This window comes from Aliagarivorans marinus DSM 23064 (assembly GCF_000429485.1).
GTDB lineage: Bacteria > Pseudomonadota > Gammaproteobacteria > Enterobacterales > Celerinatantimonadaceae > Aliagarivorans > Aliagarivorans marinus.
In genome coordinates, this window is sequence record NZ_AUBY01000024.1 from 1 (window position 1) to 16,825 (window position 16,825).

Sequence of the window (16,825 nt, forward strand, 5' to 3'; positions counted from 1 at the left end):
AAACAAAGTCTTAATTTGGAGCGGCACACGAGGTTCGAACTCGTGACCTCAACCTTGGCAAGGTTGCGCTCTACCAGCTGAGCTAGTGCCGCTTCATAGTTCTGCAAGAGCTATATAAAGCCTTGGCTTCACATGTCTTACAGGGCTGCGAATTATAAGAGGAAAATTCGGCTTTGCAAGAGGCATTTCAAAAAAAACGCCCCTTTGCTGCTGTTTGCTTAGATTTCGTCCAGCTTAAAGAAGAACTGACGATAATGCTGCAATTCAGCAATCGATTCGCGGATATCATCCAATGCCAGATGACTGCCGCTTTTCTTAAAGCCGTTAAGCAGCTCAGGCTGCCAGCGACGCGCCAGCTCTTTCACGGTGCTGACATCTAAGTTGCGGTAGTGGAAGAATTTTTCCAACTTAGGTAGGTATTCATGGATAAAGCGGCGGTCTTGGCCAATGCTGTTGCCGCACATCGGGGAGATGCCAGCAGGTACCCACTCTTTGAGGAACTCAATGGTCATCTGTTCGGCTTCCGCCTCACCAATCTTGCTCGCACGCACCCGGTCGACCAGGCCAGAGTTGGTATGAGTAGTGGTACACCACTCGTCCATCTTCGCTAGCACCTCATCACTTTGATGCACTGCGATAACCGGACCCTCTGCGAGAATATTCAAGTGGGGATCGGTGATGATAGTGGCAATTTCCAGAACCCGATCCGTCATGGGTTCAAGACCGGTCATTTCCATATCGATCCAGATTAGATTATTTTCGCAAACAGCCATGGACACCCTATTATTGAAGGAAAACTTTTCCGCAAATCAACGATAACGGGTATCATAGCGACTTTACCCTCTTACTTGAATAGCAGTTTTCGTGACGAAAAGAAAGAAACTGAGCCGTGGTCAGCAGCGCCGGGTACGCAGCAACCAGCAAAAACGTCTGCAACAGCAAGACAACCAGCAATGGCTCGATGAACAGCTAGGCGAACGCCAAGAAGGCGTGATCATCAGCCGCTTCGGACAGCATGCGGATGTTGAAGACCAGCAAGGAGAGGTATTTCGCTGTAACCTACGCCGCACCATCGACAGTCTGGTCACCGGTGACCGAGTGGTTTGGCGCGCTGGCAAGACCCAGCAATCCGGCATTTCCGGGGTGATTGAAGCGGTCCATGAGCGCCGCAGCGTACTCACCCGCCCCGACTTCTACGACGGTATTAAGCCCATTGCCGCGAACATCGATCAGGTGATCATTGTCTCTGCGGTGCTGCCCGAATTCTCCGCCAATATTATCGATCGCTATTTAGTGGCGGTTGAAGATGTCGGCCTCGAGCCCCTGCTGCTACTCAACAAAATCGACCTGCTCGATGACCAAGCGCGCGACGCGCTCGAACCCCAGCTACAGCAATACCGCGACTTGGGCTATCAAGTGCTCTACGCCAGCAGCAAGCAAGCCCATGGTCTTGATGAGCTGCAAGCGCAGCTCAAGGGCAAGACCAACATCTTTGTGGGGCAATCCGGCGTGGGCAAAAGCTCACTGGTGAATGCCATCATGCCCGAACATGGCATCGCCACCCAGGAAGTGTCTGACGTATCGGGCCTTGGCCAACACACCACCACCGCCGCCCGCCTGTATCACTTGGCCAGCGGGGGCGAGCTAATCGACTCCCCGGGGGTACGTGAGTTTCAGCTATGGCACCTCGAGCCGGAACGGGTCACTTGGGCCTTCCGCGAATTCCGCGAACACCTCGGAGAATGTCGTTTTCGTGACTGCAAGCACCAAAATGACCCGGGATGCGCGATCCTTGCCGCCCTGGAACAAGGTAAGATCAGCAGCCAGCGCTACCAGAGCTACCTACGGATATTGGAAACCATGGAAGCTAACAAGCCAACTCGCGTGATACCCAACAAGCATTAGAGAGAATCAACGTGTTAGACAGAATCAAAGTGGCTGCTCAGTACTGCATCCCACAGCACCTTATTTCCCGTTTAGCAGGGCGTTTTGCTCAAGCAGAGGCTGGCAAGCTGACCCAAGCGGCCATCAGCTGGTTTATCAAACGCTACAAGGTGAACATGAGCGAAGCCGAGCAAGAGTCCCCCGCCGACTATGCCTCGTTTAACGCCTTCTTTACCCGTCCGCTAAAAGCCGGAATGCGCCCGATTATCGAAGGCGATGAGCAGCTAGCCCACCCAGTGGACGGCGCTGTTAGCCAACTGGGCGATATTGAGCAAGGCCGAGTCTTTCAAGCCAAGGGCCATGACTTTAGCGCTCGCGAACTGTTGGGCGGCGACAAAGCACTCGCCGAAGAGTTTCGTGACGGTAAGTTTGCCACTATCTACCTCTCTCCCAGTGACTACCATCGCATCCATATGCCGTGCAAAGGCACCCTGCGCCAGATGGTGTATGTGCCCGGTGACCTGTTTTCGGTCAACCCACTGACTGCGCAAAATGTGCCAAACCTGTTCGCGCGCAATGAGCGGGTCGCAGCCATCTTCGACACCGAGCAAGGTCCGATGGCCATGGTGTTAGTGGGCGCAACCATCGTTGCCAGCATTGAAACCGTGTGGGCCGGTACCATTACCCCGCCGCGCGGTAAGCAAGTATTTAGCTGGGATTACCACAATAACCCGATCACCTTGGATAAAGGTGAAGAGATGGGCCGTTTCAAGCTGGGCTCAACCGTGGTAATGCTGTTCGCCAAAGATGCCATCGACTTTGCCGAAGGCCTCAGCGCCGAGCAAACCACCCGCATGGGTGAGCTGTTCGCTACCCGCAAATAGCCAGCTTTAGGCGTCGCCTCGCCACGAGGTGACGCCCCTTCAGATAGCTCACTAAAAACCTCTTCTGACAGCCCGCTGAAAAATAAAGGAAAAGGCGAGTTTCAACTTAATATTTTCGGCAACTTGCTGATAAACTTACCCAAGCGCCCTTTGTCCTGTAACAAGCCATGTTCCGCCCTAGCTTTGCACTGTTTTGTAGCCTGATCTTTACCAGCGTAGCCCTCGCGGCACCGCTGCCCACCGCATCCAGCGGAGAGGGGCAACTGATGGGGATGATCCAATCCCTTAGCAGCGACTCCCCTACCCTCGACCAGCAACAGCAACAGCAGCTCTATGAAGAGTCGCTAAACTTGCTGCGTGAGGGCGACGGCTTCAGGCAACAGGCTAAGCAGTACCGCGATATCATCCATAACTTCGACCGGCTCAAGCAGCAGGCGCAACAACAGCTTGATCAGGCCGGCAACCTGCCACCACTCGATGAGCAGCTCGACCCGCGCAGCCTCAATCAGCAGTTTCAGATCAACCAAGAACAACTGCTCGCCCTTAAACAGCGCCAACAACAGGTGCGCGATGAGCAGCGCCGCTTAGATAGCGATGTAAGCCAGCTCTACGACCGCTCCCAGCCGCTACGCGAGCAGCTTAGCGAGCTGCGCGGTCAGTTGGATGCGCTGCAGTTCTCGGTCCTCAATGATGTCGACGAAGCCAAGCGGGTTAAGGCGCAGGTCAACGAGGCCAAGCTCACCTCGCAACTGGCGATGTTAGAGCTGGCCGCGCAAAGCGCCCCACTGCGCAACGAGCTGCTGCAACTGGAGCTGGCGCTACTGCAAAGACAGCAAGCCAATCTCGAGGCCAATCAGCAAACCCTGCAGCAGCGCTTACAACTGAGTATTGAAGCCGACAATTTAGCGCTGACCCAGCGTGCGATTGAGCTCGATGAGGCACTGGCAAGCCATCCCTTAGGCGAGTCGCTGCTTGGGCTAAATCGCCAGCTACGTAAGCAACTGGATGCGCTGATCGAACAATCCTTCGAGCTGCAGCAATCCCAGCAAACCGTTAGTCAGCAGCTCAATCAGATCAGCTACACCTTCGCCAACTTCAAAGAGCAGGTCTCTTGGCTCAAGGTCACCCGCGCCTACGGCGAATACCTGCGCGAACAGATTGCCGGCCTGCCCGATCCCTATCCGATGCGCGGGCTAGAGCAGCAGATCATCGAGACCCGCGTAAGTAAACATCGCTTCCAGCAGCAACAGTACAGCTGGCGCTTTGAGGGAATGGATCAAGAGATTGAGCAGTGGCGCAATGAGCTGCCGTTGGACCAAGCCCAACAAGTCCGCCAACTGCAAACCTTTAATCAGCAGCTGGCCAACAACTACCAGCGCGAGCTGGATCTGCACCTATTTACCCTTGCCTCCCTCAAGCTCGATTACACCCGGCTCAACGACGAGCTGGAGCAGATCCGTATCGCAGCCAATCAAGAGCTGTTCTGGACCGCCGATGTCAAAGCCATCGATGCCAGCTTCTTTGTTGGCCTGCAGCAGGCGGTCGTGTGGCTGTTGCAACCCCAGCATATGCTCAGCCTGAGTAAGTCGGTGATGAACATCAATGTGTGGTGGTGGCTGGGGGCGGTGCTGAGCTTGGTTGTATGGGGCTACCAACATTACCTAAAACGCACCTGGCTGAAGGATTACTTGCAGCGCAGCGATGCCAAAACCCGCAATATCACCAAGGACAAGTTCAGCCTGACCTTGGCCAACCTGCTGCTATGCGTGTTTTTGTCTGCTCCCATGCCGGTATTGATGCTGTGTATCGGCAATGGCCTGCTACAGTCCTGGGAAGAGGCCTTTGTCCGCGACTTTGGTGACTCGTTGGTGTTCTTGGCAAAATCGCTGTTTTTGTTCCAGCTGCTACGCCATATCTGCTTCAAACATGGCTTGCTCAATACCCACTTCAAGTGGCCGCTGGTCAATGTGCAGCAGGTCTACCACGAGCTCTATCGCTTGGCCTTAGCAGCGCTGCCGCTGCTGTTTTTGTTCTTCCTAAGCTACAGCCAGAGCTCGCACCCGGCCTATAGCAGCTTGGCCCGGCTGATCTTTATTCTACTGATGCTATGGCTGGCAAGTAGCTGGTATCGGATCTCCCGTCTGGAGCTGCCGGTTAACTACCATGTCGACATCTTTAAAGCGCCTCAGTTGGCTAAGCGCTTGTTCTGGTACGGCGCCATGGCGATTCCGTTGGTCGGCGCCATCGCCGCCTGTGTGGGCTACTTCTCCACCGCCTACACCATTGTCTGGCAGTTCTGCGTTAGCGTACTGATTGGCTCGACCTTTATCATGGTCTACCTGATGGTGCGCCGCTGGATGTGGCTGCAGCGCCGGCGGATTGCCTTCGAACGCGCCAAGGCCAAGCGGATTGAAAAGATCGCCCAGCGCAATCAGCAAGAAGACGAGCAGCAAAGCTCGGCGGAAGGTCAGCTAGATAACATCGAAGAGCCTGAGATCGACCTTGATACCATCAGTGCCCAGTCTCTCGGCCTGCTGCGTACCGCCTTGTTTGTCGCCTTCTTCGGAGTGCTGGCGGTATTGTGGTCGGAGATGACCAACGCGTTCTCGGTGCTAGACAACGTGACCCTGTGGGAGATCTCCAGCGTGCGCTCCGGGGTGGAAACCCTGCAGGCGATCACCCTGCGTGGGGCGCTGATGGCGATTATCACCTTGGGGCTGACCATGATTTTGGTGCGTAACCTGCCCGGTTTGCTGGAGCTGATGCTACTGCAGCATTTGTCTTTAAGCCCCGGCACCGGTTTTGCGATTACCACCACCATCAATTACTTGGTGATACTGTTCGGCGCGCTTACCGGCTTTGGCCTGCTTGGCATTGAGTGGTCGAAGCTACAGTGGTTGGTGGCCGCGCTCACCGTTGGCCTCGGATTTGGCCTGCAAGAGATCTTCGCCAACTTTATCTCCGGTCTGATCATTTTGTTTGAGAAGCCGATTCGGATTGGCGATACCGTGACCATCCGCGAGCTGACCGGCACCATCTCCAAGATTGAGACCCGCGCCACTACATTGATGGACTGGGATCGCAGGGAGATCATCGTACCCAACAAGGCCTTTATTACCGAACAATTTACCAACTGGTCGCTCACCGACCCGATTACCCGGGTGGTGTTGGCGGTACCGGTCAAACAGGGCTCAGATATCAATCTGGTCACCCGTCTAATTACTGAGGCGGTGGAAGAGTCCAGCCTGGTGTTAGACAACCCTACTCCCGAAATCTACTTCCTCGGCTACACCGATCATGGTCCCAATTTTGAGATGCGTGTCTATGTTAGCGAAATGGCCTACCGTCTACCCATGACCCATGAGGTGTTCTCTTTGATCAACAACAAGTTCAAGGCAAGTGGAATTGAGATAGCATATCCGCAATTGGATGTATCGCTAAACACATCAAAAGAAAAAAGATTTTCTAAATCGATGGCGTCACGCCACAATTTCACAAGGACCTAGTTGATTACAATGACTATAACAAAACAACATATCAGCCTTGCGCTTTGCGTTGTCATACCCCTGTTGGTACTGGCAATTCCCACCGAGAGCATTACCTTTATGGAGCTGTCGGTGATTGAGCATCGCGTAGTGGCGATATTCTTAATGGCAGCGCTGCTGTGGATTATGGAGCCGATCCCGGTCTTCGCCACATCTCTGCTGATCATTACCTCTCTAGCGCTTACGGTTTCCAACCAAGGCCTGCGGATGATTACCCACACCGCAGATGGCGTACCCCTGCCAGACCTGATGCCTTACACCTCTATCTTTGCCAGCTTCGCCAACCCCATCATCATCCTGTTTATGGGTGGTTTTGCCTTGGCTATCGCGGCATCTAAGTACGAGCTGGACAACAACCTGGCGCGGGTACTTTTGAAGCCTTTTGGTGAGAGCGTACCCATTGTGATGCTGGGCATCATGCTGATTACCGCGGTATTCAGTATGTTTATGAGCAACACTGCCACCACTGTAATGATGCTGGCCATCGTTGGCCCGATTATCGCCAAAGCACCAAAGGGCGATCTGGCCATGAAAGGTCTGGTATTGGCGATTCCAGTAGCCGCTAACACCGGCGGTATCGGTACCCCAATCGGTACCCCACCTAACGCCATTGCGGTAGGTGCCCTTGGCGATGCGCTGGGCTCGGCGAACCAAATCAGCTTCCTTGATTGGATGAGCTTTGGCGTGCCGTTCGTGATTGTTCAGCTAACCATCGCGTGGTTTGTGCTGTGTAAGTTCTACCCTGCCAAAGGCAAGAAGATTGAAATCAACATGGAAGGCAGCTTCCAGCGTAGCCCGCGCGCCTACCTGGTGTACGCGACCTTTGCGATCACCATCCTGTTGTGGCTAACCGGTAAGTTCCACGGCATTAACTCCAACGTGGTTGCGATCATCCCGCTGACTGTTTTCTGTCTGTCGGGCATTATCACCAAAGACGACCTGAAGCTGTTTAACTGGGATGTACTGTGGCTGGTTGCCGGTGGTATCGCCATGGGTTACGCATTGGGTGCCAGTGGCTTGGCCAAGAACATGGTTGATGCCATCGACTTCACCGCGCTGTCAACCTACGTGGTCATCATCACCATGTCGCTGCTATGTATCACCATGGCTAACTTTATGTCGAACACCGCCACCGCGGCCCTGATTATGCCTATCGCGCTAACCGTAGCCATTGGCCTGACCGGTGTCGATCCGGCCACCGGTGAAGCTGTGGTAGCCGCTGGCCAGCAAGGCACCATCACCGTGTTCTTGTCGATTGTGGCACTATCGGCCTCGCTGGGTATGATGCTGCCAGTAAGTACGCCACCTAACTCACTGGCCTACTCAACCGGCTTTATCGAGACCAAAGACTTGCTGAAAGTCGGTGGCGTAATCGGTGCCACCGGTTTGGCACTGCTTTACGCAGCCATGATGGTAATCATGTAATCACTCGCGTGGCCAGCGCCTAGGCCCTGGCCACATCGAAACTGAGCACATCCTTGATGTGCTCAGCATCACACGCCAGCATCAACAACCTATCGATCCCCAGCGCCACCCCGGCACAATCTGGCAATCCCGCTTGTAGCGCATCTATTAAGTGCTGATCAATCTCTGCCTCAGGCAGGCCCACCTCTGCGCGATAGCGCTGGTCGGCGGCAAAGCGTTGCGCCTGCTCCTCAGCGTCACTTAGCTCATAAAAACCATTCGCCAACTCCATGCCGCGATAGTAAAGCTCGAAGCGCTCCGACACCTGCGGATCATCCTCGCAGATCCGCGCCAAGGCGGCCTGGGTTGCCGGGAAGTGGTAGATAAAACAAGGCTTGTCTTGACCAATATGCGGCTCAACCCCAAGGCTAAACAGCAGCTGCAGTACCGTGTCGCGATTGGTTTCTTTCGCCACCAAGTCCTCTACTCCCAAAGGAATAGATGCCTCAAGCAGCTCCTCAGCACTGGCGTCAATCGGGTCTACCCCTAAGTGGGTAAAGAAAGCTTGACGGTAGCTAACCCGCACTGCTGCTGGGGTTTTGAGCACTTTGCCTACTAAATCATCGACTTCAGTCATTAATTTATCGGCATCAAAATTGATCCGATACCATTCCAACATGGTGAATTCGGGGTTATGATGTCGCCCGGCTTCCTCATTTCTAAACGCCTTGGCGAGTTGATAGATACAACCACTGCCCGCGGCGAGTAGACGCTTCATATGGAACTCTGGTGAAGTTTGCAGATAGAGCCTCTGTCCCGCAGGTGCCGCGGGGCCACGCAAGAGGGTTTCAAATGAAGATAAATGGACGTCACTGACACAGGCTTGGCTCATGCTCGGCGTGTCAACTTCCATTACCCCCCTTTCGTGAAAAAACTGTCGGATGTCACCCAAGATCCTTGCTCGCATTTTTAGGTTCTTTAGACTGGCTGATGGCTGCCACTGACGTAGCCGCGGGTTTAAGGATGAATTCATTAGCTTGCCTTGGGTTGTAATCCGCTTTACTGGATGACCGCAGAAGCGGGATAAAAATCAAAAAAAAAGTATTATCTGCGTAGATTTTCTAAAGTCACGCAAGTTTTTGATTTTTGTCAAACTTAACAGTCGTAATACTCGGACAATTGCTGAGTTTATAAAAACATCGTGGAGAAGAACGTGGAAATCATCAAAACCGACGTTGCCGTTGTCGGCGCAGGTGGTGCTGGTCTGCGCGCAGCTATCGAAGTTGCCAAAGAGCACCCTGAGCTGGAAGTGGCACTCATTTCCAAAGTTTACCCCATGCGTAGTCACACCGTAGCCGCCGAAGGTGGTGCAGCGGGTGTTGCGCAGGATCATGATTCACTGGACAACCACTTCAACGATACCGTTGCAGGTGGTGACTGGCTGTGTGAGCAAGACGTAGTTGAATACTTCGTTGAGAACGCGCCTAAGCAGCTAACCCAGCTTGAGCAATGGGGTTGCCCTTGGTCTCGTCGCCCAGACGGTACTGTTAACGTTCGTCGCTTCGGCGGTATGAAAATCGAACGTACTTGGTTTGCTGCAGATAAAAGTGGTTTCCACGTTCTGCACACCTTGTTCCAAACTTCTATCAAGTACCCAACCATCAAGCGCTTTGACGAGCACTTCGTACTGGACTTGGTTGTTGAAAACGGCGAAGTAAAAGGCGTTATCGCGCTGGACATCGCGGAAGGCGAAGCTAAGCTGATTCAAGCTAAATCAGTAATCATCGCAACCGGTGGTGCGGGTCGTGTATACCGCTACAACACCAACGGCGGTATCGTAACTGGCGACGGTATGGCACTGGCTTACCGTGCAGGCGTACCTCTGCGTGATATGGAATTCGTTCAGTACCACCCAACTGGCCTGCCAGGCTCAGGCATCCTGATGACCGAAGGTTGTCGTGGTGAAGGTGGTATCCTGACCAACAAAAATGGCTACCGTTATCTGCAAGATTACGGCATGGGTCCTGAGACTCCAGTTGGCCAACCTAAGAACAAATACATGGAGCTGGGCCCACGTGACCGTGTAAGCCAAGCGTTCTGGCAAGAAGAGCAGAAAGGTAACGTAATGGAAGGCCACCTTGGCACTTACGTAAACCTTGACCTGACTCACCTGGGTAAAGACTACCTGCACGAGCGTCTGCCGTTCATCTGTGAACTGGCTAAAGCGTACGTAGGTATCGACCCAGTTAAAGAGCCAATCCCAGTTCGTCCTACCGTTCACTACACCATGGGTGGTATCGAAACTGACCAGAAATGTGCAACTCGCATTAAAGGTCTGTACGCCGCTGGTGAGTGTGCCTCTGTAGGTCTGCACGGTGCTAACCGTCTGGGTTCTAACTCACTGACTGAAATCACTGTATTCGGTCAACTGGCCGGTGCTGAAGCCGCTAAAGCCGCTATCGCTGCTGAGCACGCTGACAGCGCAGTGGTTAAAGCTAAAGCTGAAGCGATTCTGGCTAAATACCTGGCGCTTAAAGATATCAACGGTGACGAAAACCCTGCTGATATCCGCAACGAGCTGGGCCGCACCATGGAAGCCGGTGTAGGTATCTACCGTACCGAAGAAGCCATGCAAGCGACCATCGACAAAGTTGCTGAATTGAAGCAGCGCTACAAGAACATCAAACTGGTTGATGAAACTGAAGTGTTCAACACCGAGTGGTTGTACGCTGTTGAGCTGGGCTACCTGCTAGACGTTGCAGAGACCATGGCTCACTCAGCCATCCTGCGTAAAGAGAGCCGTGGTTCTCACCAGCGTCTGGACGGTTTCGAGAAGCGTGACGACGAGAACTTCCTGAAGCACTCTCTGGCTTTCTTCCAAGAAGACGCAGCGCCGACCATCGATTACTCTCCAGTTTGCATCACCAAGTCTGCGCCGAAAGAGCGTCTGTACGGTGAAGCTGCTGAAGCACAAGCCGCTGCTGAAGCTGCAGCCCAGAAAGAAGCGGAGGCAAAATAATGTCCCAGGTAATGAAAGTTGAAATTCAGCGCTACCGCCCTGAACTGGACAAAGAACCGTTTTGGCAAAGCTACGACGTTCCTTACACCAAGGAAATGTCTGTACTTGAAGCTCTGGCTTACATCAAAGACGAACTAGACCCAACCCTGAGCTACCGCTGGTCTTGCCGTATGGCGATCTGTGGAAGTTGCGGCATGATGGTTAACGGTGTACCAAAGCTGGGTTGTAAGACCTTCCTGCGTGATTACCCACAAGGCATGAAGATCGAAGCACTGGCCAACTTCCCAATCGAGCGCGACTTGGTTGTGGATATGAGCGACTTCATCGCTAAGCTGGAAGCTATCAAGCCTTACATCATCCGTGAGACTGAACAGACTCCAGAAGATGGCTGCTCAATCCAAACTCCAAAAGAGATGGAACAGTACCGTCAGTTCTCTATGTGTATCAACTGTGGTCTGTGCTACGCAGCTTGTCCTCAGTACGGCCTGAACGACAAGTTCATGGGTCCTGCTGCACTGGCACTGCTACATCGCTACAACAACGACACCCGTGACGAAGGCAAGGAAGAGCGCATGGCGTTCCTGAACGCCCACGAAGGTGCTTGGGGCTGTACCTTTGTAGGTTACTGCTCTGATGTATGTCCGAAGAAAGTTGACCCAGCCGCAGCTATCCAGCTTGGCAAAGTGGACAGCGCCAAGGACTACGTGATTGCCATGCTCAAGCCAGGAGAATAAGAATGTCTAAGCGTAAACCTTATGTTCGTAAAATGGGCTCGACTTGGTGGACTAAGAACAACTTCCACACCATGTACATCGTACGTGAACTGTCTAGCCTGGTGATCTTGGCCTACAGCGTTATCCTGCTGTTCGGTCTGAACGCCCTGCGCGGCGGCGAAGCAGCGTTCGACGCTTGGTTTGCTGGCCTGACCAACCCACTGGCAATCGTGTTCCACGTGATCACTCTGCTGTGGACTCTGTACCACGCGACAACCTGGTTCTCACTAGCGCCTAAAGCGGCCAACCTGTGGATCGGCGAGAACCGTGTTGCTGACAACGTCATCACCGGCTCCCTGTACGCAGTACTGGGCGGCGTAACCGTGATTGGCCTGCTAATCGCATTCGTGCTGTAAGGAGAAACAGATGAAACGTTCTAACGAACCAGTATTTTGGGGTCTGTTTGGTGCAGGCGGTATGGTTGCAGCACTGCTGACGCCAGTACTTATCCTGATCACCGGTATCCTGGCGCCAATGGGCGCGGTGGACTTCTCGTTCGCTCGCGTTGATGCCTTCGCCAGCAACATCCTGGGTGGCCTGATCATCTGGGCAGCGGTAAGCTTCCCACTGTGGCTGAGCCTACACCGCTTGTACCACTGTCTGCATGACTTTGGTGTTCACGCCGGCAACGGTGTTAAAGCAGCCTTCTATGGCGCAGCAGCACTGGGCACTGTAGCAGCGGCTTACCTGCTGTTGTTCTAAGCCTCGCTTAGCGACAAAAAAGCCACCCGTTCCCTGGGTGGCTTTTTTATTTCAGACCTTGCTTGACCTTACAACTGCATCTACGCGCAGTTTAAATCTCTTCTACAGCTGCTCTTCAACCGGGCTATATCGCTCTCCAGTTGCGAAGTACGCTGCTTAAGCAGCTCTAATTCGGCTTCCTTGCTCGCTAGCATCTCAAACACACCCATTGGGTAGTCCCCGGCCTGATCGGCGTAGTGGTAAACCGGTGATGCTTTAACATGTGCGTTACTCACTTTACCCACTCCTGTGTCATATTTTGAAAACCATTTCACGAAAAACAGCGAAATATTAGCGGCGCATAAACAAGCATTACACAGCACTAATAACGGTGCAAAGGGCTAAATTGATCTAAATCAAATCAAGCGGGTAGACGGTTTTTTTCCTGTTGAGAATAATATAAATAACTGTTGAAGACGGTATTTGTAGGATTAATTACTTACAAAGGAAATCGATTACAACGATGGCTGGATCACAAAACTGTAGCAGGCGAAAAAGTAAGCAGATTTGGTGCATATTATTGCAGTGCCAATGGCCGCGCTATATCAGCTGTTGCTGATGCTTTACACATTACTTTTCTCTAAATAAAAAAAAGCCCGCTGTTGCGGGCTCTGAGACAAACCGATAATTACTTCACGCGGCTCACATACTCAGCGCTGCGGGTGTCTACCTTAATTACCTCACCGATCTGGATAAACAGTGGTACACGAACCACCGCGCCAGTGCTCAGCGTGGCTGGCTTACCACCGGTACCTGCAGTGTCACCTTTCAGGCCTGGATCGGTTTCGGTCACTTCCAGCTCAACAAAGTTCGGTGGAGTGATTGAAATCGGGTTTTCGTTCCAGGTGGTAACGGTACAAACATCTTGCTCAACCAACCATTTCTCGGCGTCACCTACCGCTTTCGCGTCAGCGGCAATCTGCTCGAAGGTTGCGTTGTTCATGAAGTGCCAGAACTCGCCATCGTTGTACAGATAAGCCAGTTCCATATCCATTACGTCAGCGCCTTCAAAGCTCTCACCAGACTTGAAGGTTTTTTCCAGTACCTTACCGGTCAACAAGCGACGCAGCTTAACACGGTTGAAGGCTTGGCCTTTGCCCGGCTTTACGTACTCGTTTTCGATGATCGAGTAAGGTTCACCGTCGAGCATAATCTTTAGCCCGCCTTTAAAATCATTGGTAGAATATGACGCCATTTTGTCCTCAACATACAAGGTAATTGCTTTTTCGATGCAGCGAATAATAACGCGAAACGCCGCCGCTGTGCAGGGAAATTGGCAAAAACAGCTCGCTCAAGCCGTGAGCGACCCAGCACAATTGCTGATGCAATTGGGTTTGGAGCCAGAGCACTTCCAAAAAGACATTCAGGCACGCAAGCTATTTCCGATGCGGGTGCCACAAGCCTTTATCGACCGCATGCAAGCCGGTGATGCTAATGATCCTTTGCTACGCCAAGTGCTGCCCGCCGCTCATGAGTTCATCGAACAGGCCGGGTTTACCAGCGATCCGCTGGGCGAGCATCAATCGGCGGTGCCGGGGCTGCTACATAAGTATCGCAGCCGAGTACTGCTGATTCTCAAAGGCGGCTGTGCGGTCAACTGCCGTTATTGCTTCCGTCGTCATTTTCCCTATCAGGACAACCAGCCCGGTCAGGACTGGAGCGAGGCGATTGCCTACATCGCCGCCCGCCCGGAGATCGATGAAGTGATCCTCAGCGGTGGCGATCCTTTGATGGCCAACGATCGCCACTTGGCCAAGCTGTTTGCCCAGTTAGCGACGCTGCCCCAGCTGCAGCGAGTGCGTATCCACACGCGCCTGCCGGTGGTGATCCCAGCCCGGGTCACCGAGGAGCTGGTCCAACTGCTGGGCGACTTTGCCAAACCAGTGGTGATGGTCACCCATATCAATCACCCCAATGAGGTTGATGAAGCGTTCAGCCAAGCCATGGTCAAGCTTAAACAGGCTGGCGTGCAGCTGCTCAATCAAGGGGTGTTACTGCGGGATGTGAATGATAACGCTGACACGCTCTGCGAGCTGAGTAACCGCTTGTTTGAGGTGGGGATCCTTCCCTACTATCTGTTTATGCTGGACCGGGTTGCCGGCGCTAGCCACTTCGAGGTTGCGCAAGATGAGGCCATCCCCCTTATCAAGCAGCTCTATCGGCGCCTGCCGGGCTACCTGGTTCCGCGACTATCACGAGAAGAAGCGGGCAAAGCGAGCAAAACCCCGATAGATTTACAGATGTGAGCCACGAAGCGATATGCTCCCACATCACTCTAACGAATCCACGATATACTAAGGAGAAAACCAAGGTGCCAGCCATGGATACTCAACAAGTCATCAAACAGATCCAGACCAACTTAAAAGAGATCTACCACAAAGCGGTAGATGCAGACCGGGTCCTCAAGCAGCTATCTGAACAAGGACACGGCAAGTTCAATGCACTGTTCGACGAAGAGAGTCTGTTTAAAACCCACGAGCGTGAGTTTCTGCCCTATGTGGAAGAGCTGGCCAGCGATCTGGTGCTGCTGGAAGAGTGCGAAGACGAGGAGCACTTTGTCTCGCAACTCAAACAAACCGTCGCTAAGCTTGAGCAGATGCACCTGCTGTTGGCGCAGTTCAAAGATGTCGCTAAGGCGCAGTAAGCCCTAGCCGATTAGCCATCGTTAAACTGTCGGTCGAGATAGCGAGAAAACGCCTCGGCCGGCGCAACCACATCCACCGACCCCATCAGCACATACACCTCTTGGCTTATCGATTGCAGCTCAGCCAGTTGCTGTTCATCGCGCACACCATTGATCACCAGCTTCACCCCAAGGCGATTGGCAAACATCACCGTGGCCGCCAACAAGGTTTCCTGTTCGTCACCACCCGAAGCCTTACTCAACATGTTGCCCAGTGGGCCGCGCAGGAACTGCACGGGTAGGTCGTTAAGCAGATCCAAGGGGCAGTCGGCGGAGCCAAAGTTATCCAGACACAAACCCACCCCAATTCGGCGTAGCTCGTTGATCGCATCAATGGCATCCAGCAAGGAGTTGCGGCTGTTGCTCTCTATCACGTTGATAATCAGCCGACTCGCCATCACCCGCGATTCAATCAATACCCGGTTGATCTGCTTGACCAAATCGCCATGCAGAGTAGTCGATGACAATGACACCATCAGCAGCAGGCGATTGCTCACCCCATGGTGCCAACGCTTGAGCTGCTGCGCCGCGCTGGAGAGCAGCCAGTCTTCTAACTCGCTAATACAGCCCACCGACAAGGCCAGTTCGGTCAGCTCACTTTGCTCCACCCAGCCAAAGTTAGGGTGCTGCCAGCAAGCCTGAACTTCGACCCCCACTATGCTGTTCGAGCTAAGATCGGTGATAGCTTGATAATACAGCTCTAGTTTGTGCTGTTTGAGCGCCTCGCGCAGTTCCACCCGCAGGGTTTGCTGGCGCTCCTTGGCACGCTGCATCTTGCCTTGGTAAAACTTCCAGCTACTGCCTTTGTTGCTTAGCTTGGTGTCATACATCGCGGTGTCGGCCTGGCCCAGCACCCCCAGCCAATCGAGCTTGGACTCGTCGGCCAAGCTGATGCCGATGCTAGCCCCGATTAAACATAACCGACCTTCCATCGAGATCGGTCGCTCCAGTGCCTCTATCAAGCGCCGCGCTAGGCCACTGCAGTCTTCTCGCGAACGCACGTGGGTTAGCACCACACAAAACTCATCACCGCCAATCCGGCACACCACGTCTTGCTGGCGCATCAGACCTTGTAAGCGCTGTGCCACGGCTTTCAAGATGCGATCACCAAACTCATGGCCATAGCTGTCGTTGATTCCCTTAAAGCCATTTAAATCGAGCATCATCAGCGCGTAGTGGCGATGATCAGCGCAATGCTGGGCGATATAGGCCCGCAAGCCGGCGCGATTTGATAAGCCGGTTAGGGCATCGTGGTAGGCCAAGTAGCGGGTATGGCGATTTTCCTGAACGATGTAGAAGATCAGCAAGCCACCGCTGATAAACACCACCCCAAACGACAGGGCCAAAGACAGCTGCAACCGCAGCATCTTGGCATCGTTCTTCTCATCCATGCTGCCACGGCGCTGGAACTCATAGTTAACCATTCGCATCAGCCTTGGGGTATATCCCTCCAAGCTGTCGATGATTGATGCAATGCTGCTGTGTTCACGGTTAAGGCTGAGCAACATTGGCTCGATGCGCTGCACTTCCATAAACAGGTCAGAGACAAATCGCCGCTCTACATCGTTGTGGCGGAAGGTGATGGTCTCCTGACCTTCCAACAACACCTTAAAGCGACTCCAGAAGATGTCATAGCGCAGCATCAACTCGCCCTTGCTGCCACCGCCGAGGTGATAGATCTTCAACTGTGAGGCAAAGCGCTGATGTTCCTGTAGCAACTGGGTGACCGCCCAAGTGGTAGACATCCGTGGCGCTTCCAACACAGCGATAATCTGTCGCAGCTGGGCAATGCTGACGGATGCACTAATCAAGAACACCAAGATAATGGTAGGAAGCAACAGCTTACGAAGACCGCGATGTCGCGAAAATTGCTTGGTAAAACCTGGAAACAT

15 protein-coding genes and 1 tRNA gene are annotated in these 16,825 nt (G+C 53.3%); 10 read left to right on the forward strand and 6 right to left on the reverse strand.

Annotation, left to right across the window (positions count from 1 at the left end; translation table 11 throughout):
* Window positions 1–16: 16 nt before the first annotated feature.
* Together G461_RS0111195 and orn are read right to left on the reverse strand one after the other, a co-directional pair.
* Window positions 17–92 (reverse strand) — tRNA-Gly (locus G461_RS0111195).
* Window positions 93–218: 126 nt separating this feature from the next.
* A complete protein-coding gene (gene orn, locus G461_RS0111200; protein ID WP_026971899.1) occupies window positions 219–773 on the reverse strand; it encodes an oligoribonuclease in 555 nt (184 codons plus the stop codon).
* A 91-nt stretch (window positions 774–864) separates the two neighbouring features.
* On the opposite strand from orn, the gene rsgA reads away from it, so the two are divergent.
* From rsgA to G461_RS0111220, 4 genes are all read left to right on the forward strand, one after another.
* Window positions 865–1,905, forward strand: a complete 1,041-nt coding sequence (rsgA, locus tag G461_RS0111205; protein ID WP_026971900.1) for a small ribosomal subunit biogenesis GTPase RsgA — start codon at window positions 865–867, stop codon at window positions 1,903–1,905.
* Window positions 1,906–1,916: 11 nt separating this feature from the next.
* Complete coding sequence (asd, locus tag G461_RS0111210) at window positions 1,917–2,768, forward strand: archaetidylserine decarboxylase (RefSeq protein ID WP_026971901.1); 852 nt, start codon at window positions 1,917–1,919, stop codon at window positions 2,766–2,768.
* A gap of 167 nt (window positions 2,769–2,935) precedes the next feature.
* Window positions 2,936–6,274 (forward strand): miniconductance mechanosensitive channel MscM, encoded by a 3,339-nt coding sequence (gene mscM / locus G461_RS0111215; RefSeq protein WP_026971902.1) that lies wholly within the window; start codon window positions 2,936–2,938, stop codon window positions 6,272–6,274.
* A 9-nt stretch (window positions 6,275–6,283) separates the two neighbouring features.
* Window positions 6,284–7,738, forward strand: coding sequence for an SLC13 family permease (locus G461_RS0111220; protein WP_051333518.1), 1,455 nt, complete (start codon window positions 6,284–6,286; stop codon window positions 7,736–7,738).
* A 19-nt stretch (window positions 7,739–7,757) separates the two neighbouring features.
* On the opposite strand, the gene epmA is transcribed toward G461_RS0111220, so the two are convergent.
* On the reverse strand, window positions 7,758–8,750 hold the full coding sequence (gene epmA / locus G461_RS0111225) for an elongation factor P--(R)-beta-lysine ligase (RefSeq protein ID WP_026971904.1): 993 nt from the start codon (window positions 8,748–8,750) through the stop codon (window positions 7,758–7,760).
* Between the two features lie 168 nt (window positions 8,751–8,918).
* Here epmA and frdA point away from each other — a divergent pair, with 168 nt between their 5' ends.
* The 4 genes from frdA to frdD are packed head-to-tail and all read left to right on the forward strand — an operon-like array spanning window position 8,919 to window position 12,211.
* Window positions 8,919–10,736 carry a fumarate reductase (quinol) flavoprotein subunit gene (gene frdA, locus G461_RS0111230; RefSeq protein ID WP_281172010.1) on the forward strand — a complete coding sequence of 606 codons (1,818 nt, stop codon included), beginning with the start codon at window positions 8,919–8,921 and terminating at the stop codon, window positions 10,734–10,736.
* Complete coding sequence (locus G461_RS0111235) at window positions 10,736–11,470, forward strand: succinate dehydrogenase/fumarate reductase iron-sulfur subunit (protein WP_026959529.1); 735 nt, start codon at window positions 10,736–10,738, stop codon at window positions 11,468–11,470. Before frdA ends, G461_RS0111235 begins: the two co-directional genes overlap by 1 nt.
* Before the next feature lie 2 nt (window positions 11,471–11,472).
* The gene (locus tag G461_RS0111240) at window positions 11,473–11,865 is read left to right on the forward strand and encodes a fumarate reductase subunit C (RefSeq protein WP_026971906.1); all 393 of its coding nucleotides are present in this window, start codon (window positions 11,473–11,475) and stop codon (window positions 11,863–11,865) included.
* Window positions 11,866–11,875: 10 nt separating this feature from the next.
* A complete protein-coding gene (gene frdD / locus G461_RS0111245; protein ID WP_026959527.1) occupies window positions 11,876–12,211 on the forward strand; it encodes a fumarate reductase subunit FrdD in 336 nt (111 codons plus the stop codon).
* An 80-nt stretch (window positions 12,212–12,291) separates the two neighbouring features.
* Here frdD and G461_RS0111250 read toward each other — a convergent pair whose 3' ends face one another.
* Both G461_RS0111250 and efp read right to left on the reverse strand, forming a co-directional pair.
* Window positions 12,292–12,486, reverse strand: a complete 195-nt coding sequence (locus G461_RS0111250) for a hypothetical protein (RefSeq protein WP_026971907.1) — start codon at window positions 12,484–12,486, stop codon at window positions 12,292–12,294.
* 392 nt (window positions 12,487–12,878) lie between these two features.
* Window positions 12,879–13,445, reverse strand: a complete 567-nt coding sequence (gene efp / locus G461_RS0111255) for an elongation factor P (protein WP_026959525.1) — start codon at window positions 13,443–13,445, stop codon at window positions 12,879–12,881.
* Between the two features lie 34 nt (window positions 13,446–13,479).
* On the opposite strand from efp, the gene epmB reads away from it, so the two are divergent.
* Window positions 13,480–14,496, forward strand: a complete 1,017-nt coding sequence (gene epmB, locus G461_RS0111260; protein ID WP_026971908.1) for an EF-P beta-lysylation protein EpmB — start codon at window positions 13,480–13,482, stop codon at window positions 14,494–14,496.
* 74 nt (window positions 14,497–14,570) lie between these two features.
* The gene (locus G461_RS0111265) at window positions 14,571–14,894 is read left to right on the forward strand and encodes a hypothetical protein (protein WP_026959523.1); all 324 of its coding nucleotides are present in this window, start codon (window positions 14,571–14,573) and stop codon (window positions 14,892–14,894) included.
* A gap of 11 nt (window positions 14,895–14,905) precedes the next feature.
* Here the strand turns inward: G461_RS0111265 and G461_RS0111270 are convergent, their stop codons facing one another.
* Entirely contained in the window at window positions 14,906–16,825 is a 1,920-nt protein-coding gene (locus G461_RS0111270; protein ID WP_026971909.1) for a putative bifunctional diguanylate cyclase/phosphodiesterase, read from the reverse strand.